Here is a 23,810-nt window from a genome sequence, read left to right on the forward strand (position 1 = left end):
GTTTACGACCGATTTCCGGGCGGATGACCGATAGTCGGTCCCGCCCGTTTCTCTACACTGTTTTCCACCAACACACTCGCGAGGTGTCGGCCGGCGCGCGCGCGTCGACGGCATCGCCGCGGCCCGAGACATCCGCTTCGTCCCCCGATGGCCGGCGCACGCGCGCCGCGCGTCCGCTCGGCCGGGCATCGAGGCCCTTCCAGGAGACATCATTGAGTACGTCGCAAGCGCGCCCCGCGAAAGCCCGCTCTTCGCGCAAGTCCGTCAAGCTGGACGACATCACGATCGTCGACCGCGCGGTGCTCAAGCGTGCAGTCGGCGCGATGGCATTCGGCAACGCGATGGAATGGTTCGACTTCGGCGTCTATAGCTATATCGCCGTCACGCTCGGCAAAGTGTTCTTCCCGTCCAGCAGCCCGTCCGCCCAATTGCTGGCCACCTTCGGCACGTTCGCGGCCGCGTTCATCGTGCGTCCGCTCGGCGGCATGGTGTTTGGCCCGCTCGGCGATCGCATCGGCCGTCAGCGCGTGCTCGCGATGACGATGATCATGATGGCCGTCGGCACCTTCGCGATCGGCCTGATCCCGAGCTACGCATCGATCGGCATCATGGCGCCCGTGCTGCTGCTGATCGCGCGGCTCGTGCAGGGCTTCTCGACCGGCGGCGAATACGGCGGCGCGGCGACCTTCATCGCCGAATTCTCGACCGACAGGCGCCGCGGCTTCATGGGCAGCTTCCTCGAGTTCGGCACGCTGATCGGCTATACGCTCGGCGCCGCGACGGTCGCGCTGCTGACCGCGACGCTGTCGCACGAAGCGCTGCTGTCGTGGGGCTGGCGCGTGCCGTTCTTCATCGCCGGTCCGCTCGGCCTCGTCGGCCTGTACGTGCGGCTGAAGCTCGAGGAAACGCCGGCGTTCAAGAAGGAGGCCGAAGCGCGCGAAGCGGACGAACGCGCACGACCGAAACAGACGCTCGGCGCGCTGCTCGTCGAACAGTGGAAGCCGCTGCTGCAATGCGTCGGCCTCGTGCTGATCTTCAACGTGACCGATTACATGGCGCTGTCGTATCTGCCGAGCTTCATGTCGTCGACGCTGCACTTCGACGAATCGCACAGCCTCGTGCTCGTGCTGATCGTGATGGTGCTGATGATGCCGATGACGCTGTACGCGGGCCATCTGTCCGACCGGATCGGCCGCAAGCCCGTGATGATGTTCGGCTGCGTCGGGCTGCTCGTGTTGTCGGTGCCCGCGCTGATGCTGATTCGCAGCGGCGCGATGCTGCCCGTGTTTGCCGGCATGCTGATCTACGGCACGCTGCTGTCGACGTTCACCGGCGTGATGCCGTCCGCGCTGCCCGCGCTGTTTCCGACGCGCGTGCGTTACGGCGCGCTCGCGATCGGCTTCAACGTGTCGGTGTCGCTGTTCGGCGGCACGACGCCGCTCGTCGCCGCCTGGCTCGTCGATCGCACCGGCGACCTGATGATGCCCGCGTACTACCTGATGGGCGCCTCGTTCATCGGCATCGTGTCGGTGCTCGCGCTGCGCGAGAGCGCACGCCGGCCGCTGCCGGGCTCCGCGCCGTGCGTCGGCAGTCGCGCCGAGGCGCTCGCGCTGATGCGCGGCGAAACCGGCGATGCACGCGTGCGCGAGCGCAAGTTCGCGCCGGCCGGCGAGCGCGCGTGATCGATGCGGCGCGCGAGCGTCGCGATCGCGCGCGCGGGCCGCTTCGCTTTCGTGAACACGTTCGATATCATCCGATGGCGACGAGGAAAAAACGCGGCGGCGCCGGACGATTGGCTTCGTCCGGCGCCGCCGCGAGGCGCGTGACAAACGGCGTTCAGTACACGGGGTGCCCGCTGATCAGGCTCGGCAGCCAGGTCGAGAAGAACGGCAGATACGTGACGATGTTGATCGCGCTGAAGATCGCGATGTAGTAAGGCCAGGCCATCTTCGTCGTCTCGCCGATCGACACGTTGCCGATCGCGCAGCCGACGAACTGCACCGAACCGATCGGCGGGTGCACGAGGCCGAGCGAGCAGTTCAGCAGCAGCATGATGCCGAACTGCACGGGGCCGACGCCGCATGCCATCGCGATCGGCAGGAACAGCGGCGTCGTGATCAGGATGTGCGCGGCCATGTCGACGAACGTGCCGAGAAACACCTGGATGATGTTGATGTACAGCAGCATCAGCCACGGCGCGGCCGTCGACTGCTTCAGCAGCCCTTCGATCGCATCGGGAATCTCCAGATACGACATCTGGAAGCGCAGCATGTTCGACACCGCGATCAGCAGCAGCACGACACCCGTCGTGCGCGACGCATGCGACAACGCGCGGCGCAGCTTGTCGAGCGTCAACGTGCGATAGACGATCGCCGTCAGCACGAGCGAATAGACGACCGCGATCGCCGCCGCTTCGGTCGCGGTCGCAATGCCCTTCGCGACGCACACCAGGATGATCGCGATCACGAGCAGCCCCGGCACCGCGCCGACGAAGCTGCGCGCGACCGCATACCAGGCGGGAAACGCGGGCAGCGCGGACGAGCCGTCCGCACGGCGCGGATAGCCGTGACGCACGGCCTGCCAGTACGCGGCGGCCAGCACGAAGCCCATCACCCAGAGCACGGGCAGGAGCCCCGAGAACAGCAGATCGCCGATCGACACGCCGCTGACCGGCTGGCCGTGCAGCATCCCGGTGATCCCCTGCGCGGCGAACGCGTAGATGATCATGTTGGTCGAGGTCGGCATCAGCGCGCCGGCGAGCGACGCGTGCGTCGTCACGTTCACGGCATACGCGGCGCTGTAGCCTTCGCGCTTCATCAGCGGAATCACGACGCCGCCCATCGCCGACGTATCGGCCGTCGGCGAACCGGACACGCCGCCGAACAGCGTGCACGCGACGACGTTCGCCATCCCGAGCCCGCCGCGGAAGTGGCCGACGGTCGCCTGCGCGAAGCGCAGGATCCGGTCGGCGATGCCGCCGTGCAGCATCAGCTCGCCGGAAAAGATGAAGAACGGCACCGCGAGAAACGAGAACGCGTTCATTCCCGAAATCATCGACTGCATCGCGGTCGCGATCGGCAGCCCTTCGACCATATAGGTCAGCACGCAGGCTATCCCGAGCGCGAACGACACGGGCACGCCGAGCACGAGGAAAATCAGAAAACTGACGGACAGGATCGCGAGTTCCATGGCGTTTTATGGTCTTGAAGCGCGACGAAGCGCGAGCAGGTGCTCGAGCGAGAACAGGATGATCGCGACCGCCGCAGGAATCGTGATCAGATAGCGCACGCCTTCGGGCAGCCCGATGATCGGAATGCGGTCGCCCATCGTTTCGACGGCCATGCTGCCGCAGCCGACGAGGATCGCGATCGCGAAGCCGATCAGGCTCAGATGCTGAAACGCGACGACCGCGTCGCGCGCACGCGGGTTCAGCCGTCGCACGAACGAGTCGAGGCCGATATGGCCACCGTCGCGCACCTTCATCGCGGCGCCGAACATCGCGATCACGATCACGAGCAGCAGCGCGATCGGTTCGACGAAGTCGGGCGCGTTCTCGAACACGTAGCGCATCACGACCGCATAGAACACGAGCACCGTGAGCGCCGCGAGACAAAGCGACGCGATCACGGCCAGCACGCGAAACAGCACGTCGTTCACGCGGCGCAGCACCGGCACCGGATGCGGCCGCGCCGCCGCGCCGCCGTCGGCCGCAGCCGAGGCCGGCGCACCGGCGGCCGCGCCGTCCAGGGAAGTGTGACGCGTCACTTGATGGCCTCGATCTCGTCGACGATCTGCTTCATCTGCGGCGTCTTCTCGTACTTGGCCCAGAGCGGCTGCATCGCCTTCACGAAGGCCGCGCGGTCGACCTGCGACGCCGGCACGATCTTCGCGCCGCCCTTCGTCACGATCTGCTGCGCGGACGCCTCGCGCGCGGTCCACAGCTTCTGGTAGTACGGCACCGAATCGGCCGCGGCCTTGCGGATCGCCGTCTGCTCTTCCGGCGTCAGCTTGTCCCACACCTTCTTCGAGAACACGAGCACTTCGGGCGTCATCGCGTGCTGCGTTTCCGAGTAGTCGGGCGCGACCTCGAAGTGCTTCGTTTCCTCGTAGGACGGCAGATTGTTCTCGGCCGCGTCGACGAGGCCCGTCTTCAGGCCCGTGTAGACCTCGGCGAACGGCATCGGCGTCGGCGTGCCGCCCATCGCCTTGATCTCGTCGACCATCAGGTCCGACGGCTGCACGCGCACCTTGAGCCCCTTCATGTCGGCCGGCGAGCGCACCGGGCGCTTCGCGTAGATCGAACGCGCGCCGCTCTCGTAGAACGTCAGCGCGATCATGCCCTTCGCGGCGAACGCGTCGAGGATCTTCTGGCCGGCCGGCCCGTACATCGCCTTGCGGAAATGGTCGATGTCGCGAAACAGGAACGGGAACGACGGGATCAGCGATTCCGGCACGATCTCGTTGAACGACGCGCCGTTCACGCGCGCCATGTCGATCGCGCCGATCCGCACCTGGTCGACCGTGTCCTTCTCGGAACCAAGCGCACTGTTGCCGAACACCTTGATCGAATCCTTGCCGCCCGTCAGCTTCGACAGCTCGTCGCCCATGTACTTGACGGCCATGTTGGTCGGGAAGTTGTCGCCGTGCACGTCCGCCGAGCGGAACACGCGCGCGTGAGCCGATGCCGCGAAGCCGGCGAGCAGCGCAACGGCCAGCGCGGTACGGGAGCGGGTGAATCGGTGCTTCATCGTCAGTCTCCTTGATGGTTGCGGCTCGGCGATCCTCCGGCACGCGTTCGTCGGCGAGGTACGCTGCGGCGCGCCGGCATGCCGGCCGCCTGGCGGCGGGCGGTTTCGGGCGTCTCAGTCGTACGTCGTATGATGTGTTGCGCCAATGTACGTCGGTTAATCGTTTAACTCACTTGGTGCATACCCCTAGAAACACGCCCCGCCACGGTCTATTGCCCAGAACGTGGAACACGCTTCTCCGTTTTCGCGCCGTTTTGCGAAACGTTTTCCGGAACGCGTCCATAACGGAAACCGCGCCGCTGTTTTGCCGTTTTCCGGCCGTCAATGCGTGCTCTTTCGCTGCTCCGCGCGCCGTTATAGGATGACTGACCACAATCACCTCACGCCGCATGTCACGAGCATGCATGGGCCCGGGCACCGGCCGCGCGACCGCGGCCCTGCCCGCCGCGCCGGCCCCGCAACACCGCGCAGCACCCGATACCCCCAACCGCATCGGATGCAACCGATGCCCTTCAGGAGACAGCGTGATGACATCCCGTAGATTCCGGCCGCACGCGCGCCCGCGCGCGCTCGGCCTGCTTGCGGTCCTGCTCGTGTCGGCCGCGACGCTCGCCGCATGCGGCGGCGACGAGCCCGGCGCGAGCGCCGCCCTGGCGGCGGCACCGTCGGCGAACAGCGTGTTCCAGGTCGGCACGACGACGGTCGACCCGAACCTGCCCGCAGAGCCCGCGTTGCCGACCGACGCGCAGGTCTGCAGCACGCTCGAGGCGAGCAATACGCTCGTCAGCCGTCCGGACGGCTCGCTGCCGCCGGAGGCCGATCCGTCGCCGTCCGGCGTCGGCAAGGCCGTGTCGGCCGCGACCGCGAATCCCGACCAGGCGCGCATCCAGGCCGCGCTCGACGCCTGCGGCGCGGCCGTCGACGCCGAAGTCGGCGCGGCAATCGCCGCCGCCGATGCGGCCGCGACCGCATCGCAGAAGGCGGCGGCCGTGCCGAACGTGAATCTCGCCGGCGCGTCCGGCGAAACGCTCGCGCAACCGAAGTACCGCGCGAGCAAGTTCGCGGTGCGGCTCGTCGTCAACCATGCGGGCGCCGGCAACGGCTTCATCAGCGGGCCGCTGACGTTGCCGTCCGGCGTCACGCTGTGGATCGACAAGGGCGTCACGCTGTATGCATCGCGCGACGTGAAGGCGTATGCCCCGAACGTGGCGGGACCGTATTGCGGCAACACGGCCGTCAGCGCGACGAAGGCCGGCAGTTCGTCGAACTGTCTCGCGCTGATCACCGGCACGAACCTCGTCAACGCGGCCGTGGTCGGCGACGGCCGGATCGACGGGCGCGGCTACGCGGAACTCGTGACGTCCGACGCGAAATATCCGCTGATGAAGGTCGACCTGACCTGCTCGAACACGTACGCGGCCTACCGCAACGGCACCGTCGCGCCGGACGGCACCGCGTGCGACGACGGCGGCACCGTCGTCGATTCGAAATCGACCGTGCGCAACATGACGTGGTGGGATCTCGCGTATCTCGGCAACATGGTGCAGAACGGGACGACCGGCTTCGGCTCGCAGTCGAACTTCCGGTTGATGGTGTTCAACTACGCGAAGAACCTGACGCTGTACCGGATCACGCTGAACAACAGCCCGAACTTCCACGTCGTGCCGAGCGGCATCGACGGCCTGACCGTCTGGAACGTGAAGGTGCAGACGCCGACGCTCGCCGCGTTCGCGAATCCGGCCGGCAACGGCAATCCGCTCTACAACGGCCAGACCTTCAACGCCGACAACGTCAAGAACACCGACGCATTCGATCCGGGCTCGGCGTCCAAGCCGATCTCGGCCGCGCTATCGACCGGCAGCACGACGACGTCGGCCAGCCCCGTTTCGTTCGACGGCTATCTGAAGAACGTCGTGTTCGCCTACAACTACGTGAGCACCGGCGACGACGACATCGCGCTGAAAGGCGGCAACAACCCGTCGCCGGCCGGCTCGCAGCTGCCCGGCATCGACGGCAACCGCGACGTGCGCGCGGACCGCAAGTGGGGCATCGCCATCGCGCATAACCACATCTACTGGGGGCACGGGATCTCGATCGGCAGCGAGACGAACGGCGGCGTGACGAACGTGCAGGTCTACGACAATTCGTTCCAGGATTCGGAGGAAGGCTTGCGGATCAAGTCGGATTACGCACGCGGCGGCGAAGTCAGCCAGATCCACTACGCGAACATCTGCATTCGCGACGCGAAGAACGCGCTGCTGTTCACGCCGTACTACAGCACCAAGGCCGTGCCGGCCGGCGGTCCGCTCTACCCGAACTTCCACGACATCTCGCTTGCGAACGTCGCGATCTTCGGCGAGGCGGGCGTGAAGCTGCAGGGGTTCGAAGCCAATACCGGCGGCTACGGCGAACCGGCGTTCCCGCTTGCGATGACGTTGACCGACGTGGTCGCCGACACGCCCGACAGCATCTCGGTGATCGCCTCGGACGCGAACCTGACGCTGCACAACGTGAACTTGCCGATATTCGCATCGACGGCGAACCGCGTCGTCGTCGACGGCATGGCGACGCACAACGCGCGTCCGGCCAACGTCGTCGACTGCAGCAAGGCGTTCGTCGACTTCCCCGGCATCGACCAGTCGAATCCGTTCGGGACGACGTGGGCGCCGTCGTTGTAAGCGCCGCGTCGCGCGGGTGAGCCGAACGGGGTTGCCCGCGTGTGCAGCACGCCTGCCACTCGCGGCCGCGCTTCAACTCGTGCTCGCCTTGACTCGCCTCGACTCGGCGCCCCGCGCGCCGCGGTCGCGGCCCCTATCGCACGAGGAGGCCCGAGCAAGCACGAGCAGGCACGCGCGATGCGCCGCCGCGTGCATCTGTCAATCCGACAGGAGGCACGCGATGCAGACGACGAAACGCTCGGCAGGGCCGAATCCGGACGAACCGTTGAATCCCGGCGACGAAGGGCCGCCCGACGCGCCGGGCGTCGGCGAGGATCTATGCGGCGCATGCCACGGCACCGGGATGGTCGAGGGCCGGCCGTGCACGGTGTGCGGCGGGACCGGCAAGGTGCTGCAGGGCATCGGCGGCGGCTGAGCGCCGCGGGCGGGCGCGCGCGGCGCGGTCAGCGGCCGAGCCGCCGTTCGCGCAGAAACGCGTTCAGCTCGCCGCCCGCGTGTTCGATATGCCGCTTGAGCAACGACGCGGCCGCGCGCGCATCGCCCTTGCGGCACAGCGCGACGAGTTCCGCATGCTCGGACTCGGCGACGTCGCGCGCAGCCTGCGACAGCGACAGCTGCACGCGCGTGTAGCGATCGGTCTGCTGCAGCAGCGAGGCGACGATCGCCGCCGTCTTCGGCTGCTCGGCGCGCGACAACAGCACGTGATGCAGCTCGGTGTTCAGTTCGCCCCAGCGGCCCGACTGGCTCGCGTGCAGCACCTTGCTGTATTCGGCGAGAATCGCGTCGAGCCGTGCAAAATCTTCCGCGGTCAGCTTCGGGATCGATTTCTTCAGCAGCACGGGTTCGAGCAGCGCGCGCAATTCGAACAGCTCCGTGATGTCCTCCGGCGACAGCTCCGACACGACCGCACCCTTGTGCGGCAGGATCTTCACGAGCCCTTCGCTTTCGAGCTGCACGAGCGCTTCGCGCAGCGGAATGCGGCTGATGCCGAGTTCGGTCGCGAGCGCGTCCTGGCGCAGCTGATAGCCGTCGACGTATTCGCCTGACAGAATGCGGCGGCGCAGTTCGTTCGCTGCGGCTTCGGCGCGCGTCGCATAGACCAGCGCGGGGCGTTTCTCGTTCATGTTTGCGGTTTCGGCTAGACCGTCGGCGTGCGGCGGCGCGACGGTGGATATTGCATATTTTCTACGATATTAGCAGAGCGTTTTCGGGCGGCGATTCGCTGCGCACGGAAGCGGCGCGTCGGCGTCGGGCGATCGATGCACGGCATTCCGACGCTCGCCCCCTATCGCGCCGGCGCGACGCGGCCCTCCGACATACGAACGGGCGACGCGACGCCGCTCTCCGGTTTTCCTGCTTTCCATATCGCGTTTTCTTGGTTCCCGGCACGTACGACCGCCTTTTAAGATCGGCGACCGCTGCACGATCCTCGACTTCCGCCGGCCCGACATGACCCGTTCCACGCGCATTGCAAGACTCTCGATTCCCGTCGCCCTCGTCGCCCTCGGCGTGGCCGCCTGCGGTGGCGATGCCTCCAGCCCGGCGGCGTCGGCGAGCGCGGGCAGCAGAAATCCGCTGGCGACCGACGATCAGATCGCCGCCGAAAAGCGGGCGCTCGAACTCGTGCAGGCGCCTGCCGTGATCGAGGCGAAGGCCGTCCTGAAGTCCAAATGGCTCGCCGTCGCGCAGACGCTCGGCGGTGTCCCGGCCGAAGCGATGGCCAGCCTCGACACCGCCGTGGACGAAACGGTCTTCTCCAATGCGCTGTCCATCGCCAACCGCGATCCGGAACGGCCGAAAATCGTGTCGCTGCTCGCGGCACCGCACGCCTGGTTCGGCCTCAACGTCCCGGGCTCGCGCACGACGTTCGACAACCCCGACACGATATACCGCACCTTCGTCGTCGATCCGGCGGCCAGCTATGTCGTCGCCGGCCACGTCGACAGGCATGCACCGGTCGACGTGAACATCAGCCTCTGGAACAGCGCGAACGCGACGCTATCCAACCTGGCCGGCCAGCAACTCGCGATCGATGCCGACGGCAACTTCACGATCACGGCAGATGCCAACGCGCAGGGCAGCGGCAACCATGTGCAGCTCACGCCGACGGCCGCGTCGTTCTTTATCCGCGACACCGTCAACGACTGGGGCGTGCAGCAATTCAACCGCCTCTCGGTGAAGCGGGTGCCCGCGACCACTACCGCGAGCACCGTGACGCAGGACGCCCAGGCCGCCGCACTGGCGTCGACGCTCGGCAAGGTCGGCGACGTCTTTGCCTACTACAACGCGCTGGCTTACGCCCAGCCCGTCAACACGCTGCCGGCGATCACGCGCGGCGGCGCGAACGGTCGCCTGAGCTCGCAGGCCGCGACCTACAGTGCGTTCCGACTCGCGGACGACGAAGCGCTGGTGCTGAGCGTCAACCTCGGCGGCGCGAAGTACTTCATCGCGCCGGCCTATAGCCGCTGGACCATCACCACCGACTACATCGGCCATACACAGACGCTGAATAACACGCAGGCCGTGGCCGATCCGGACGGCACCTATACGTTCGTGGTGTCGCCGAGCGATCCCGGCGTCTACAACTGGGTCGACACGGTGGGCATCCACGAGGGCCTGCTGAACCTGCGCTGGCAGGGCCTGCCCGATACCGCGGGCGCCGCGCCGCCGTCGGCGTCCGCCCGACTCGTGAAGCTGCGTGACCTGCCCTCCGTGCTGCCGCCCACGACGAAGTACGTGACGGCCGGCGAGCGCCACGCTCAACAGGTCGCACGGGCGGCCAGCTATGCGTCGCGCTATACGCCATAGCGACGGATGAGCGCAGGCGCCGCGACATTCGACGCGATACGTCGCCGCTCGTCGGCCAAGCACGCGCAAGCGCGTTTTGCACGCTGCCCGGCTCGTCGAAATGCGCCGCCTCCCGGCTGCTGCTAGCGCGCCGTGCGCCGCTGCGCATCCGCATCGACGTCGCGCAGCGATTTCCCGCGCGTTTCCTTCGCGACGCCGACGCACACGATCGAGATCGCGGCCGCCACGACGAGATAGATCGCGATCGGCATCGACGAGTGATAGCGCTCGAGCAGCGACAGGCCGATCAGCGGCGCGAGCGAGCCGGCCATCAGCGGCGCAACCTGATAGCAGAGCGAGAGCGCCGTATAGCGGACGTTGGTCGGGAACATCTCGGTCATCAGCGCCGAATACGGCGAATACGTCATCGACTCGATGAACAGGCCCAGCACGATCGCGGCCATGATGATCCAGTCGTTGCCGGTGTCCATCATCGGAAACGCGACGAAGCCCCAGCACGCGGTGAGCACGGCGCCCGTCAGATACACGGGCTTGCGGCCGACGAGGTCCGACATCAGCCCCATCAGCGGGATGAAGAAGAAGTGGATCGCGTTCGCGGCGAACATCAGCTTCAGGATCCGCGTGGTGTCGGCACCGACGACGAGCTTCAGGTACGTCAGCGAGAACGTGACGACCATGTAGTAGAGGATGTTTTCCGCGAAACGCGCGCCGATGCCGATCAGCACCTCGCGCCAGTGATGCCTGAGCACATGCATCACGCCGAGCTGCTTCTCCTGGTTCCGTTCGCGGCGCGCCTGCGCATCCTTGAAGATCGGCGCGTCGTCGACCTTGCGGCGAATCCAGAAGCCGATCAGCACGACGACCGCCGAGAACCAGAATGCGGCGCGCCAGCCCCACGACAGAAACTCGGACTCCGGCAGCGAACTCGACAGCACGAGCAGAATGATCGTCGCGACGAGATTGCCGGCCGGCACGCCGGCCTGCGGCCAGCTGGCCCAGTAGCCGCGACGGTCGTCGGGGCTGTGCTCGCTGACGAGCAGCACCGCGCCGCCCCACTCGCCGCCGAAGGCGAAGCCCTGGATCAGCCGCAGCGTGACGAGCAGGGCCGGCGCCCAGTAGCCAATCGCGTCGAACGTCGGCAGGCAGCCCATCAGGAACGTCGTGACGCCGACGACGATCAGGCTCACCTGCAGCAGATGCTTGCGGCCGAACTTGTCGCCGTAATAGCCGAACACGAGCCCGCCGATCGGGCGCGCGGCAAACCCGACCGCATACAGCGCGAATGCGGCGAGCAGCCCGTCGACCGGATTGCCGGTCTTCCTGAAGAAATGCGTGCCGAAGACGAGCGCGGACGCCGTGCCGTACAGAAAGAATTCGTACCACTCCGCGATCGATCCGACCATCGATGCGGCGACAACGCGCTTCAAGGCGCTGTTCGATGCCGCGCGCTGCGCGGCGGCATTACCGGGCGACACTGCGTCGCCGACCTGACCTGTCATGGGTGTCTCCTGTTCATGTCTTGCGTTGTGCTTTCTGGTTCTTTACGCGAGCCTGCTCGCGGCACGATTTTATACAATATTCATTACGCAATCCAACAGGACGAGCACGCGGCTCACCGAGAGTGGGACGGCGAGAGGTTCGCTACATCGACTCGCCTCGGCGGCCGAGGTCCGACGCCTTTTTCGGCACACCACGGCCCTTCTGCACACGCCCGAACATTCCGGGCCGCATCCTTTTAATTTTATATTGTATAAAATATTCGAAACATCTAGAATGCGTTCATCGGCGTGCGAGGTCGGCCGGCGGCGAAGCCGCGGCCACGTTGCACGGACGAGGAGACGAGCGCGCACCGGCCACGCCGCGGGCGCCACGGCAGTTGATCCAATCTGAAAGAGGAAACGTGATGAGCGACAACATTTTTACCGGCACCATTCCTGCGCTGATGACGCCGTGCACGGCCGACCGCCAGCCCGACTTCGACGCACTGGTCAAGAAGGGCAAGGAGCTGGTGGAAATCGGCATGCGCGCGGTCGTGTACTGCGGCTCGATGGGCGACTGGCCGCTGCTGACCGAAGCGCAGCGCCAGGAGGGCGTCGCGCGCCTCGTCGCGGCCGGCGTGCCGACGATCGTCGGCACTGGCGCGGTGAACTCGAAGGAAGCCGTGTCGCACGCGGCGCACGCAGCGGCCGTCGGCGCGCACGGCCTGATGGTGATTCCGCGCGTGCTGTCGCGCGGCGCGTCGCCGGCCGCACAGAAGGCGCACTTCTCCGCGATCCTGAAGGCCGCGCCGAATCTGCCGGCCGTGATCTACAACAGCCCGTACTACGGTTTCGCGACGCGCGCCGACCTGTTCTTCGAACTGCGTCGCCAGCATCCGAACCTGATCGGCTTCAAGGAATTCGGCGGCGCGGCCGACATGCGCTATGCCGCAGAGAACATCACGTCGCAGGACGATAGCGTGACGCTGATGGCTGGCGTCGATACGCAAGTCTTCCACGGCTTCGTCAACTGCGGCGCGGCGGGCGCGATCACCGGCATCGGCAACGCGCTGCCGCGCGAAGTGCTGCACCTCGTCGAGCTGTGCAAGAAGGCGGCGCAAGGCGATGCGGTCGCACGGGCGCGCGCGAAGGAACTCGAGTCGGCGCTGGCGGTGCTGTCGTCGTTCGACGAAGGCTGCGACCTCGTGCTGTTCTACAAGTATCTGATGGTGCTGAACGGCGACAAGGAATACACGCTGCACTTCAACGAAACCGACGTGCTGAGCGACGCGCAGCGCAACTATGCGGAAACGCAGTACACGCTGTTCCGCAACTGGTACGCGAACTGGTCGAAGACGCTTGGCTAAGCCGGCGCACGATGCACTGACGCGCACAGCCGACTCGGCTGCGCGCACCCACGAGGCCACGGGATGTTTCCGTGGCCTTTGCGTTGATCGCGTGAATGCGCGCCGATGCGCGCCAATCCGCGCCGACGCGCGAACGGACCCTGCTATCTGCGCGCGGACGCACGCGCCGCGAATCGCGCTTCCATGCCGTCGATCTTCACGAGCAGCGTTTCGCTGATTTTCCGCGCATGACGCGGCATGTCGGGCGTCGACAGCAGCGCTTCGATGCGCCCTCGCCAGTAACTCGGACAACTCACGCGCGCAGCGCCCGGCAGATACGCCTTCGTGCCGCTATCGCTTTCGAGCATCGCGACCATTCTCTGGATGTGCGACAGCTCGCGTTCGACATAGTCTCTCGTCAGCATGTTGATCCTGCCCCCCGAAACATGACACCCCCGACCTGCTGCCCGCGCTGCCGCCGTGTCTCCGTCTGCGTCAGATTGCGCGCGTGCTCGATGACGGTACGCGCGGCGTGTGTCGGAATCTTGTCGGTGCCGCGCGTCGTACCGCGCTATCGTCCGATCAATGACGCCGCGAGTCGCATCATTCCGCACCGCGCAAAACGTCGGTATCGAAATGTGCGCCAGCACGCCGAACCGCGAGCCTGTTGCCGATCCTAGACATTCCGCATCGCAGCAGCATCCCCAAAACTGGGGGTGCTTGCTAGAATCGATCGCACGGCATTCGTTCGACGGGCGGGCGCTGATCGTCCAGCTCGAACGTGCGGCGGCGCGCATGCGCCAACGGGGGTACGGGGATGACCACGATACGATCGGCGGACGAGTCGATCGCGGCGCTCTATGCGGCCGCCATCGATCCCGAACAATGGCACGTCGCGCTTCGGGCGCTCGTCGCCCTCGCCGACGCGCGCGCCGCGAACTGCTTCGTGCACGACGCGCGCACCGGCCGCTTCCTCGAATACCGCTTCACCGGTTACGGCTCGGGCTGGGCCGACGCGTATGCGAGCCACTATCACAGCCTGGATCTCGCGCGCGAGGTGCTGATGCGCGAACCCGCAGGCCGCATGTATCCGATGCACCGCTTCCTGCCGGACAGCGTGATCGACCGCAGCGAGTACTACCAGGACTTCTATATCCGCGAAGGGCTGCGCTATTCGTGCGGCGGCATGCGGCTCGAAGGCGATCGGCGGCTGATTCTCGCCGTGCATCGTCCGGTCAATCACCAGCCTTACGACGCGCATACGGTGCGCGAACTGCAGCGCGTGCTCGATCATTTGCCGAACGTCTTTCGCGTGCGCGAAACGGCCGCGCAGACGCACGACAGTGCGCCGATGCTGGCCGCGGCGCTCGACGCGCTGCCGCGTGCGGTGATCGTCGTCGACGACACGCTGCGCGTGCGCTATATGAATGCGGCCGCGAGCGCACTGCTCGGCGCTTCGACGGAACTGCGCGTGCAGGCCGACCGGGTCGTCGCCTCGTCGCCGCAGGTGGCGCCGCAACTGGCGCAGCGCGTGAAGGATGCGTGCACGCCGCCGCACGTCGCCGCGCCGCAGCCGCTCTATGCGCTCGATCGCGAGCGTCGCCCGACGCTCGAAATTCAGGTCGTTCCGCTCAAGCCGCAGTTGACCGCATCGCTCGACCGCGACACGCGGCCGCTCGCGATGCTGCTGCCGCGGCGGCCGTTCCGCGGCGCCGCGCGTCCGCACGCCGAAGGCGCACCGTTCGCATTGACGCCGGCGGAAATGGCCGTCGCGAGCGGCATCGCGGGCGGCCTGACGCCTGCCGAATATGCGCAGCGCAACGGCGTGCGCATCAGCACCGTGCGAAGCCAGATCAAATCGATCTTCGCGAAGACGGGCGTGCGACGGATCGCGGATCTCGTCGCGCTGTTCGGCGACTGAAACCGGAGCCGCTCAGCCGCGCCGCCCGCGCGCGCGTGCTTGCGCGCGTGGCTTCGTCCCGGCCTGCGGCGCACCGCCGCCGCTCATGCGGTCCAGCTGCCGGACGATCTCCGTGCGCAGCTCCGCCGACATCTCCACGCTGTCGAGCAGCTCCGAGATCCACAGTCCGTCGGCCGCGAGCCGGCAGATCATCAGCGTCGCGGCCTGCTCGAGCGGTACCGGGTCCGGCCGCGTCCACTCGCGCATCGGCACCGACCAGCGTGCGCGTGTCTCCTGATCGGTAATCATCGACGCGACGAGCACGCGCAGCACGTCGGTACTCGCGGCCGGCTGCGCGGTATCGAGCACCGCATGCAGATACGCGCGCGCGGCCGCCCCTTCGCCGTGCGGATCGGCCGCCCGGCGCGCGGCCATCTGCGCCGCGAACCGCTCGGTGGCCTGCTCGAACAGCGCATCGAGCAGGCCCTGCTTGTTCGCGAAGTGATACTGCAGCGCGCCCTTCGTCACGCCGGCACGCTCGGCCACTGCGTCGAGCGTCAAGGCGGCCACGCCGTGATGCGTCGCGATCTCCGACGCGGCATCCAGCAGCTGGGCGCGCACCTGTTCCGGCGCCTTTTTACGCCGCACGCCGGCAACGGGCGCAGGCGCGGCGGCGGTTGCACGCGATTGCGCAGCATCGTCGCCCGGTTCTGCGCGATCGACGGGTACGGACTGAGCGGAACGAGCGGATACGGAGCGTTTTTTCATGGACGCGATGTTAGCACCGGCCGTCTCGCGGTAAACATTCCATCCGGATGGTATGATCCGCGCCATGAACAAGTCCGCCCTCTCTCCCTGGTCCGCGCTCGACACCGCGATCGCGCGCGGACGCGACGCGCTTGCCCGTCTTCAGCAGCCCGACGGCAGCTGGTGTTTCGAACTCGAATCCGATGCGACGATCACGGCCGAATACATCCTGATGATGCATTTCATGGACCGGATCGACGACGCGCTTCAGGAACGGATGGCGCGCTACCTGCGTGCGATCCAGCGGCTCGACACGCACGGCGCGTGGGATCTGTACGTCGACGGCGCGCCGGACGTCTCGTGCAGCGTCAAGGCGTATTTCGCGCTGAAGGCGGCCGGCGACAGCGAGCATGCGCCGCACATGATCCGCGCGCGCGAGGCGATCCTGAAGCTCGGCGGCGCGGCCCGCTCGAACGTGTTCACGCGCATCCTGCTCGCGACGTTCGGGCAGGTGCCGTGGCGCGCGACACCGTTCATGCCGATCGAATTCGTGCTGTTCCCGAAGTGGGTACCGATCTCGATGTACAAGGTCGCGTACTGGGCGCGCACGACGATGGTGCCGCTGCTCGTGCTGTGCTCGCTGAAGGCCCGCGCGCGCAACCCGCGCAACGTCGCGATTCCCGAGCTGTTCGTCACGCCGCCCGACCAGGAGCGCCACTACTTCCCGCCGACGCGCGGCATGCGCCGCGCGTTCCTCATCCTCGACCGCGTGGTTCGCCATGTCGAACCGCTGCTGCCGAAACGGCTGCGCCGGCGCGCGATCCGGCACGCGGAGGCCTGGTGCGCGCAACGCATGAACGGCGAGGACGGCCTCGGCGGCATCTTTCCGCCGATCGTGTACAGCTATCAGATGATGGACGTGCTCGGCTATCCGGAAGATCATCCGCTGCGCCGCGACTGCGAAAACGCGCTCGCGAAGCTGCTGGTCACGCGGCCCGACGGCAGCGTGTACTGCCAGCCGTGCCTGTCGCCCGTCTGGGATACGGCGTGGAGCACGATGGCGCTCGAACAGGCACGCAGCGTGGCCGTGCCGGAATCGGATGAATCGGCGCGCGCGCTCGACGAACTCGACGCCCGCATCGCGCGCGCCTACGACTGGCTCGCGACGCGCCAGGTGAACGACCTGCGCGGCGACTGGATCGAGAACGCGCCGGCCGACACGCAGCCGGGCGGCTGGGCCTTCCAGTACGCGAACCCGTATTACCCCGACATCGACGACAGCGCGGTCGTCACCGCAATGCTCGATCGCCGCGGCCGCACGCATCGCAACGCGGACGGCTCGCACCCGTATGCGGCGCGCGTCGCGCGCGCGCTCGACTGGATGCGCGCGCTGCAGTCGCGCAACGGCGGCTTCGCGGCGTTCGACGCCGATTGCGATCGCCTCTACCTGAACGCGATCCCATTCGCCGATCACGGCGCGCTGCTCGATCCGCCGACCGAGGACGTATCGGGCCGCGTGCTGCTGTGCTTCGGCGTGACGCGGCGTGCGGAAGACCGCGCGTCGCTCGCGCGTGCAATCGACTACGTGAAGCGCACGCAGCAGCCCGACGGCAGCTGGTGGGGCCGCTGGGGCACGAACTATCTGTACGGCACATGGAGCGTGCTCGCGGGCCTCACGCTCGCCGGCGAGGATCCGTCGCAGCCGTATATCGCGCGCGCGCTCGAATGGTTGCGCGCGCACCAGCATGCGGACGGCGGCTGGGGCGAAACAAACGACAGCTATCTCGACCCGGCGCTTGCCGGCACCAACGGCGGCGAGAGCACATCGAACTGCACGGCATGGGCGCTGCTCGCGCAGATGGCGTTCGGCGACTGCGCGTCCGATTCGGTGAAGCGCGGCATCGCGTATCTGCAATCGGTGCAGCAGGACGACGGCTTCTGGTGGCACCGATCGCACAACGCGCCGGGTTTCCCGCGCATCTTCTACCTGAAGTATCACGGCTATACTGCGTACTTCCCGCTATGGGCGCTCGCGCGCTACCGGCGCCTGGCGGGCGCGGCCGAGGCGCGGGCGCGTGCGTCGTCCGGACGGGCGCCGCACGCGGCCGATACCGCGCTCGCGTAAACGGCGATCGCAACGCGCCGGCGCGCCGACGAGCGACGGCGTCCGGCGCGATCCTCGCGGTGCGCGCGTACGCCGTTCACGCGTCGCGCAGCGCCCGCATCCGCCCGAACGCCTCGCGCAAGTCCGTGCAGAATGCTTCGCCGATCATCGACAGCGGCTGCGACGCGGACGTCACCAGATAGAAGTGATCGGGCACGACCGGCTCGAACGGTCTGACCGCGACGCGATGGCCTGCATACGCGGCCGTCACCGGATCGATCAGCGCGACGCCGGCGCCGTTCGCGACGAACGCGACGATCGTCTGCGACAGCTGCGCCTCGATCGACAGCCCGCGCGACACGCCCGCGTCGACGAATACGCGGTCGATCGCGCTGCGCGCCTCGAAGCTCGGCGGAAACGAGACGAAGGCTTCGTCGCGCAGGTCGTCGGGGCGGATCACGCGCTTGCGCGCGAGCCGATGCGTGCGCGGCACGATGCAGCGCATCGGCGCGTCGGCGAGCCGCTCGCTGCGTACGGCCGGATGCGGCACGGGCTCGGCGATCAGCCCGACGTCGCACTGCCCCGATGCGATCTTGTCGACGACTGTCGACGCGCTGTGCGCGAGCAGCGTGATATCGACGCCCGGATGCGCGCGCGCAAAACGCGTGATGCGCTCGGGCAGCAGATCGAGCGCGACGGCCGGCGAGCCGGCCACGCGCAGCGTGCCGCGCCGCATCGCGCGAATCTGCTCGGCGGCCTGCGCGACGCGATCGAGCCCGATGAACGCGCGCTCGACTTCCTCGTACAGCACGCGCGCCTGCGCGGTGGGCGTGAAGCGCCCCTGCTGCCGCTCGAACAGCACGAACCCGACGCGCGCCTCGAGATCGGCGATCAGCCGGCTCACGGCCGGCTGCGAAATATGCAGATCGCGCGCCGCGCGCGTGACGGTATGGCGCTGCATCACGGCGCGGAACGCTTCGATCTGGCGGATTCTCAGTGAAGGCGTCGTCATAACATTGGGTTATGGGTCGTTGATCAACCTGTATTGGACAGCCCATTTTGCCTGTCCGAACATCGGTCCTGCAACGTACATTCCGCCACGAACGCCGCCGCCATGCACCATAACATCCCTATCCAGACCTCCCCACGCCGGAGCTGCCGATGAACGTGCGCAGCTTCGACGTCGTCGTCGCGGGCGGCGGGCTCGTCGGGATGGCGCTCGCCTGGGGCCTCGCGCGGCTCGGCGAGCGCGTCGCCGTATGCGACGGCGACGACATCGCGTTTCGCGCGGCGCGCGGCAATTTCGGGCTCGTCTGGGTGCAGGGCAAGGGCGGCCGCTGTCTGCCGTATGCGCGCTGGTCGCGCGAATCGTCCGAGCGCTGGGGCGCATTCGCCGCGCAGCTGCAGCGCGAGACGGGCGTGGACTGCGGCTTCGAGCGGCCGGGCGGCATCGAACTGTTCGAGCATGCGGCCGACATGAACGACGCGATCGCGCTGCTCGAATCGCTGCGCCGCCAGGACGCGGCGCTCGCCTACGAAGCGCTCGATCCGGCCGAACTGCGCCGCCGCATTCCGGCCGCGTCGGCCGCGCTGGCCGGCGCGCTGTGGTCGCCGAACGACGGCCACGCGAATCCGCTCTACACGCTGCGCGCCTTGCTGCAAGCGTTCCTGCAAAACGGCGGCGTCTATCTGCCGCGTCACGACGTCGTCGAGATTCGCCCGCGCGCGGGCCGCTTCGAAGTGGACACGCGCGACGTGCGGCTCGACGCCGCGCGCGTCGTGCTCGCGGCCGGCCTCGACAATGCGCGGCTCGCGCCGATGGTCGACATGGCCGCGCCGATCTCGCCGCTGCGCGGGCAAATCATGGTGACCGAACGGCTCGCGCCGTTTCTCGCCTATCCGACGCTCGTCGTCCGGCAAACGCAGGAAGGCTCGGTGCTGCTCGGCGATTCGGCCGAAGACGTCGGCTTCGACGACGGCCAGACGCGCCCCGCGATGGCCGACATCGCGCGCCGCGCACGCACCGCGTTCCCGGCGCTCGCGCATGCGCGGATCGTACGCGCCTGGGGCGCGCTGCGGATCATGACGCCGGACGGGCTGCCCGTCTACGAAGCGTCGCGCACGCACCCCGGTGCGTATCTCGCGATCTGCCACAGCGGCGTGACGCTGGCCGCGTCGCATGCCGATCTCGTCGCGCCGTGGATTGCCGGGCGCGCGGCGCCGGCCGAGCTGTCCGCGTTTACGACCGCGCGTTTCGCCGCACCGAAGGAGGCCCGGCATGTTTGAATCGATCGTTCCCGCCGACGCGATACGCGAACGCGTGCGCATCCATGTCGACGGCATCGCGCACGACGTGCCGGCCCATTACAGCGTCGCGGCCGCGCTGCTCGCGGCCGGCACGCTCGCCTGCCGTTCGACGGCCGTCAGCGCATCGCCGCGCGGGCCGTTCTGCATGATGGGCGTCTGCTTCGACTGTCTCGTCGAAGTCGACGGCGTGCCGAACGTGCAAGGCTGCATGACGCCCGTGCGCGACGGGATGCAGGTGCGCGCGATGCACGGCAAAGCGAGGCTCGCATGACGCGGCGTGCATGCGATCTGCTGATCGTCGGCGCAGGGCCGGCCGGCATGGCGGCCGCCATGGCCGCACGCTCGGCCGGGCTGTCGGTCGTCGTCGCGGATGAAGGTCCGTCGCCGGGCGGACAGATCTATCGCAACCTCGCCGACGTGCCGGCGAAGCTCGCGCAGTGGCTCGGCCCCGACTATGCGGCGGGACGCCCGCTGATCGACGGGCTGCTCGCGAGCGGCGCGCATTATCTGCCGCGCAGCGTGGTCTGGCAGATCGCATTCGAGCCTGCGCCCGTCGCGATGCTGACGCTCGGCGGCGCAGCGCGCGGCACGCTCGAAATCGATGCACGCGCGGTACTGATCGCGACCGGCGCGCAGGAGCGCCCGTGGCCCGTGCGCGGCTGGACGCTGCCCGGCGTGATGGGCGTCGGCGCCGCGCAGACGCTGCTCAAATCGTCGGGGCTCGCGCCGTCGGCCGATACGGTGCTTGCCGGCAGCGGCCCGCTGCTGTGGCTGTTCGCCGCGCAGTTGCTGAATGCGGGCCGGCGCGTGCGCGCGCTGGTCGACACGACGCCGCCCGATGCCTGGCGACGCGCACTCCCGCATGCGCTGCCCGCACTGCGCGGCGCGGACTATCTCCTGAAAGGCTGGCGCATGCTGCGCGCGGTGCGCGACGCCGGCATACCGGTCTATCGCGGCGCCACCGACGTGCGCGTCGACGGCGACGGCCGCGCGCAATATCTGCGCTTTCGCGACGCGGACGGCATCGCACACGCGCTCGACACGTCGCTCGTGCTGCTGCATCAGGGCGTGATCCCGTCAACGCAGCTCGCCCGCTCGATCGGCTGCGCGCATGAGTGGGACGAACGCGCCGCGTGCTGGCGGCCGCAACGCAATGCGCGCGGACGCAGCAGCGTCGCACACGTCTGGATCGCCGGCGACGGCGCCGGCATCGGCGGCGCGCAGGCTGCGGCGATCGCGGGCGAGGTCGCGGCGCTCGATATCGCGGCGAGCGTCGGTGCGCTCGCGCCGCACGAACAGGCCGCACGCGAACGGCCGCTGCTCAAGGCGTGGCGCCGTCATCTCGCGGTACGGCCGCTGCTCGATGCACTCTATACGCCGCCCGCCGCGCTGCGCCGTCCCGACGGCGACACGATCGCCTGCCGCTGCGAAGAAGTGACGGCCGGCGAAATCCGCCGGCTCGCGTCGCTCGGCTGTCAGGGCCCGAATCAGATGAAGGCGTTCACGCGCTGCGGGATGGGTCCGTGCCAGGGACGCTGGTGCGGCACGACCGTCGGCGAGCTGATCGCCGAGGTGCAGCAGCGCGACGTCGCCGACGTCGGCCAATACCGCGTGCGCGCGCCGATCAAGCCGATCACCGTCGACGAACTCGCGGACGCCGTCGAACTGTCGGACGATTTCCGCCGCGGCGACTTCCCGAGCTGACGCCGCACCCGCCCCCGCTTCCCCACACGAACGGAGCCTGACCATGAAGAAGAAGACGCGTATCACGATGCTCGTCGCCGCGGCCGCGATGGCCTGCGCGACGCTCGCCTCGGCGAAGGAATGGACGACGATCCGCATCGGCGTCGATCCGACCTATCCGCCGTTCGAATCGACCGCGACCGACGGCAGCGTGCAAGGGTTCGACATCGATCTCGGCAACGCGCTCTGCGCGAAGCTCAACGCGAAATGCGTATGGGTGTCGAGCAGCTTCGACGGACTGATTCCGGGGCTGCAGGCGCGCAAGTTCGACGTGATCCTGTCGTCGATGGCGGCGACCGAGCAGCGGCGCCAGCAGATCGATTTCACCGATCGGCTGTACCGCAACCAGACGCGCCTGATCGCACGCACGGGCTCCGGGCTGCTACCCGAAGCGGCGAAGCTCGCCGGCAAGCGCATCGCGGTCGAGCAAGGGACGATCCAGGAGACCTATGCGCGCGAGAAATGGGCGGCGGCGAAGGTCGAGGTCGTGCCGTATCCGAGCTACGACCAGGCGTATGCGGATCTCGTGAACGGGCGCGTCGACGGCGTGCTGATGGACGCCGTGCAGGGCCAGCTCGGCTTCCTCGCGACGCCGCGCGGCAAGGGTTTCTCGTTCGCGGGCGGCGTCGTCTACGACCCGAAGATCATGGGCAACGGCGATGCGGCCGGCGTGCGCAAGGCCGATACCGATCTGCGCGATGCGCTGAACCGCGCGATCGCGCAGATTCGCAGCGACGGGACCTACAACAAGATTCAGTCGAAGTATTTCGACTTCGATATGTACGGGAATTGAAGTGCGCTCTGGTAGACCGCGCGATGCAAGCGGCGTGCGTTGCCGCTTGCGTGCGAATCGGCGTTTGCGTCGGCTAGCGGCCGCGACGCCGACGATTTCACAAACCAAATAACTAACGACGCCCTCGCGCCGACGTCCGCCCCGTCGCCGCGTCGTGCTCGTCGGCGAGCAGCGTCGCGAACGCGGTCGCGAGGCGGTCGCGCGACGGCTGCGGCGGAAACAGCAGATACGTCGGCATCGTGACGGCCGGCGAAAACGGACGGATCGCGACGTCCGGCCCCGCGAACGCCTGCGCGACGACCGGATGCGCGAGCGTCACGCCCATCCCGAGCCGCACCATCTCGCAGCAGATCGCCGTGTATTGCGCTTCGGTCGCGAGCTTGCGCTCGACGCCCGCGCGCTCGAACACCGCATCCATCAGCGTGCGCATCCCGTCGCCCTGACAGAGCGAGATAAAGGACTCGCCGGCGAGATCGGCGGGCTTGATCGTGCGCTTGCTCGCGAGACGATGCTGCCCCGGCATCACGCAGACGGCCGCGACCTTCGACAGCAGCTCGACCTCACAATTCGACGTCTCGCTCACGTAGACGGCCACGCCGATATCGCAGAACTGCGACGCGGTCCAGTGATTCACGGTGGCCGACGTGTTCACGTGCAGCGACACCGTGACGCCCGGATACTGCTCCTGGAAGCGCTTGATCGCGCGCGGCACGAGCGTATAGCCGACCGCCGGCATCGCGGCGATCCGCAGCCGTCCGCTGCCGAGATTGCGAATCTGCTCGGCGGCATTCGCGAGCCCGCGCAATCCGACATACGCACGCTCGACCTCGCGAAAGAACGCGGTGCCCTCGCTCGTCGGCACGAGCCGCGCGCCGACACGCTCGAACAGCGTGAGCCCCGTATCGCGCTCGAGGCTCGCGATCATGCGGCTCACGTTCGGCTGCGTCGTGAACAGCGCCTTCGCGGCGGCCGTCATCGAACCGGCCACCATTACCGCGCGAAACGCTTCGATCTGCTTCAGGTTCATCGTGCCACTCCGTATCGTCCCGTAGAGCCTAACCCTGATCCATCACATTTCGGTATGGACCGGCATTTTATTCGTATTGGACGGCATGGACCACAGGCGCCAGACTGCATTGCATCGGCACACGTTCCGAT

The 23,810-nt window shown here is 67.8% G+C and carries 20 protein-coding genes; 11 read left to right on the forward strand and 9 right to left on the reverse strand.

Annotation, left to right across the window (positions count from 1 at the left end; genetic code table 11):
* The first annotated feature begins 212 nt into the window (after positions 1 to 212).
* On the forward strand, positions 213 to 1,682 hold the full coding sequence (gene proP / locus BST28156_RS04685; protein WP_012464845.1) for a glycine betaine/L-proline transporter ProP: 1,470 nt from the start codon (positions 213 to 215) through the stop codon (positions 1,680 to 1,682).
* A gap of 154 nt (positions 1,683 to 1,836) precedes the next feature.
* On the opposite strand, the gene BST28156_RS04690 is transcribed toward proP, so the two are convergent.
* From BST28156_RS04690 to BST28156_RS04700, 3 genes are read right to left on the reverse strand one after another with little or no spacing between them, the layout of a single operon-like run.
* On the reverse strand, positions 1,837 to 3,189 hold the full coding sequence (locus BST28156_RS04690; protein ID WP_012218317.1) for a TRAP transporter large permease: 1,353 nt from the start codon (positions 3,187 to 3,189) through the stop codon (positions 1,837 to 1,839).
* A 6-nt stretch (positions 3,190 to 3,195) separates the two neighbouring features.
* A complete protein-coding gene (locus tag BST28156_RS04695) occupies positions 3,196 to 3,765 on the reverse strand; it encodes a TRAP transporter small permease (protein ID WP_012218318.1) in 570 nt (189 codons plus the stop codon).
* The gene (locus BST28156_RS04700; protein ID WP_006399111.1) at positions 3,762 to 4,748 is read right to left on the reverse strand and encodes a TRAP transporter substrate-binding protein; all 987 of its coding nucleotides are present in this window, start codon (positions 4,746 to 4,748) and stop codon (positions 3,762 to 3,764) included. Before BST28156_RS04700 ends, BST28156_RS04695 begins: the two co-directional genes overlap by 4 nt.
* A gap of 527 nt (positions 4,749 to 5,275) precedes the next feature.
* On the opposite strand from BST28156_RS04700, the gene BST28156_RS04705 reads away from it, so the two are divergent.
* Positions 5,276 to 7,426, forward strand: coding sequence for a glycoside hydrolase family 28 protein (locus BST28156_RS04705; RefSeq protein ID WP_012218319.1), 2,151 nt, complete (start codon positions 5,276 to 5,278; stop codon positions 7,424 to 7,426).
* A 220-nt stretch (positions 7,427 to 7,646) separates the two neighbouring features.
* The gene (locus BST28156_RS04710; protein WP_006399114.1) at positions 7,647 to 7,841 is read left to right on the forward strand and encodes a hypothetical protein; all 195 of its coding nucleotides are present in this window, start codon (positions 7,647 to 7,649) and stop codon (positions 7,839 to 7,841) included.
* Positions 7,842 to 7,869: 28 nt separating this feature from the next.
* Here BST28156_RS04710 and BST28156_RS04715 read toward each other — a convergent pair whose 3' ends face one another.
* Positions 7,870 to 8,550, reverse strand: a complete 681-nt coding sequence (locus BST28156_RS04715; RefSeq protein WP_006399115.1) for a GntR family transcriptional regulator — start codon at positions 8,548 to 8,550, stop codon at positions 7,870 to 7,872.
* A 325-nt stretch (positions 8,551 to 8,875) separates the two neighbouring features.
* Between BST28156_RS04715 and BST28156_RS04720 the strand changes: the two genes are divergently transcribed.
* Complete coding sequence (locus BST28156_RS04720; protein WP_012218321.1) at positions 8,876 to 10,234, forward strand: hypothetical protein; 1,359 nt, start codon at positions 8,876 to 8,878, stop codon at positions 10,232 to 10,234.
* Positions 10,235 to 10,356: 122 nt separating this feature from the next.
* Here BST28156_RS04720 and abaF read toward each other — a convergent pair whose 3' ends face one another.
* On the reverse strand, positions 10,357 to 11,733 hold the full coding sequence (gene abaF, locus BST28156_RS04725; protein WP_012218322.1) for a fosfomycin efflux MFS transporter AbaF: 1,377 nt from the start codon (positions 11,731 to 11,733) through the stop codon (positions 10,357 to 10,359).
* Positions 11,734 to 12,137: 404 nt separating this feature from the next.
* On the opposite strand from abaF, the gene BST28156_RS04730 reads away from it, so the two are divergent.
* Positions 12,138 to 13,079, forward strand: a complete 942-nt coding sequence (locus BST28156_RS04730; protein WP_006405320.1) for a dihydrodipicolinate synthase family protein — start codon at positions 12,138 to 12,140, stop codon at positions 13,077 to 13,079.
* Positions 13,080 to 13,222: 143 nt separating this feature from the next.
* Here the strand turns inward: BST28156_RS04730 and BST28156_RS04735 are convergent, their stop codons facing one another.
* Positions 13,223 to 13,483: a hypothetical protein gene (locus tag BST28156_RS04735; protein WP_006415950.1), complete on the reverse strand. Its 261-nt coding sequence runs from the start codon at positions 13,481 to 13,483 to the stop codon at positions 13,223 to 13,225.
* A gap of 392 nt (positions 13,484 to 13,875) precedes the next feature.
* Here BST28156_RS04735 and BST28156_RS04740 point away from each other — a divergent pair, with 392 nt between their 5' ends.
* Positions 13,876 to 14,979 carry a helix-turn-helix transcriptional regulator gene (locus tag BST28156_RS04740; protein ID WP_012218323.1) on the forward strand — a complete coding sequence of 368 codons (1,104 nt, stop codon included), beginning with the start codon at positions 13,876 to 13,878 and terminating at the stop codon, positions 14,977 to 14,979.
* 12 nt (positions 14,980 to 14,991) lie between these two features.
* Here BST28156_RS04740 and BST28156_RS04745 read toward each other — a convergent pair whose 3' ends face one another.
* Positions 14,992 to 15,726, reverse strand: coding sequence for a TetR/AcrR family transcriptional regulator (locus BST28156_RS04745; protein WP_012218324.1), 735 nt, complete (start codon positions 15,724 to 15,726; stop codon positions 14,992 to 14,994).
* Between the two features lie 52 nt (positions 15,727 to 15,778).
* Between BST28156_RS04745 and shc the strand changes: the two genes are divergently transcribed.
* Complete coding sequence (gene shc, locus BST28156_RS04750; protein ID WP_012218325.1) at positions 15,779 to 17,830, forward strand: squalene--hopene cyclase; 2,052 nt, start codon at positions 15,779 to 15,781, stop codon at positions 17,828 to 17,830.
* A 76-nt stretch (positions 17,831 to 17,906) separates the two neighbouring features.
* On the opposite strand, the gene BST28156_RS04755 is transcribed toward shc, so the two are convergent.
* Positions 17,907 to 18,821 carry a LysR family transcriptional regulator gene (locus BST28156_RS04755; protein WP_012218326.1) on the reverse strand — a complete coding sequence of 305 codons (915 nt, stop codon included), beginning with the start codon at positions 18,819 to 18,821 and terminating at the stop codon, positions 17,907 to 17,909.
* A gap of 149 nt (positions 18,822 to 18,970) precedes the next feature.
* Here BST28156_RS04755 and BST28156_RS04760 point away from each other — a divergent pair, with 149 nt between their 5' ends.
* Genes BST28156_RS04760 through BST28156_RS04775 form a run of 4 tightly spaced genes read left to right on the forward strand, consistent with a single transcriptional unit; the run spans position 18,971 to position 22,652 of the window.
* Positions 18,971 to 20,095: an NAD(P)/FAD-dependent oxidoreductase gene (locus BST28156_RS04760; protein ID WP_012218327.1), complete on the forward strand. Its 1,125-nt coding sequence runs from the start codon at positions 18,971 to 18,973 to the stop codon at positions 20,093 to 20,095.
* Complete coding sequence (locus BST28156_RS04765; RefSeq protein WP_006405327.1) at positions 20,088 to 20,387, forward strand: (2Fe-2S)-binding protein; 300 nt, start codon at positions 20,088 to 20,090, stop codon at positions 20,385 to 20,387. The genes BST28156_RS04760 and BST28156_RS04765 overlap by 8 nt, the downstream gene beginning before the upstream one ends.
* Entirely contained in the window at positions 20,384 to 21,820 is a 1,437-nt protein-coding gene (locus BST28156_RS04770; protein ID WP_012218328.1) for an FAD/NAD(P)-dependent oxidoreductase, read from the forward strand. The genes BST28156_RS04765 and BST28156_RS04770 overlap by 4 nt, the downstream gene beginning before the upstream one ends.
* A gap of 43 nt (positions 21,821 to 21,863) precedes the next feature.
* A complete protein-coding gene (locus BST28156_RS04775) occupies positions 21,864 to 22,652 on the forward strand; it encodes an ABC transporter substrate-binding protein (RefSeq protein ID WP_006399130.1) in 789 nt (262 codons plus the stop codon).
* 112 nt (positions 22,653 to 22,764) lie between these two features.
* Here the strand turns inward: BST28156_RS04775 and BST28156_RS04780 are convergent, their stop codons facing one another.
* The gene (locus tag BST28156_RS04780; protein ID WP_012218329.1) at positions 22,765 to 23,679 is read right to left on the reverse strand and encodes a LysR substrate-binding domain-containing protein; all 915 of its coding nucleotides are present in this window, start codon (positions 23,677 to 23,679) and stop codon (positions 22,765 to 22,767) included.
* Positions 23,680 to 23,810 lie beyond the last annotated feature (131 nt).

The organism is Burkholderia pseudomultivorans, assembly GCF_902499075.1.
In the GTDB taxonomy this organism is placed as follows: domain Bacteria; phylum Pseudomonadota; class Gammaproteobacteria; order Burkholderiales; family Burkholderiaceae; genus Burkholderia; species Burkholderia pseudomultivorans.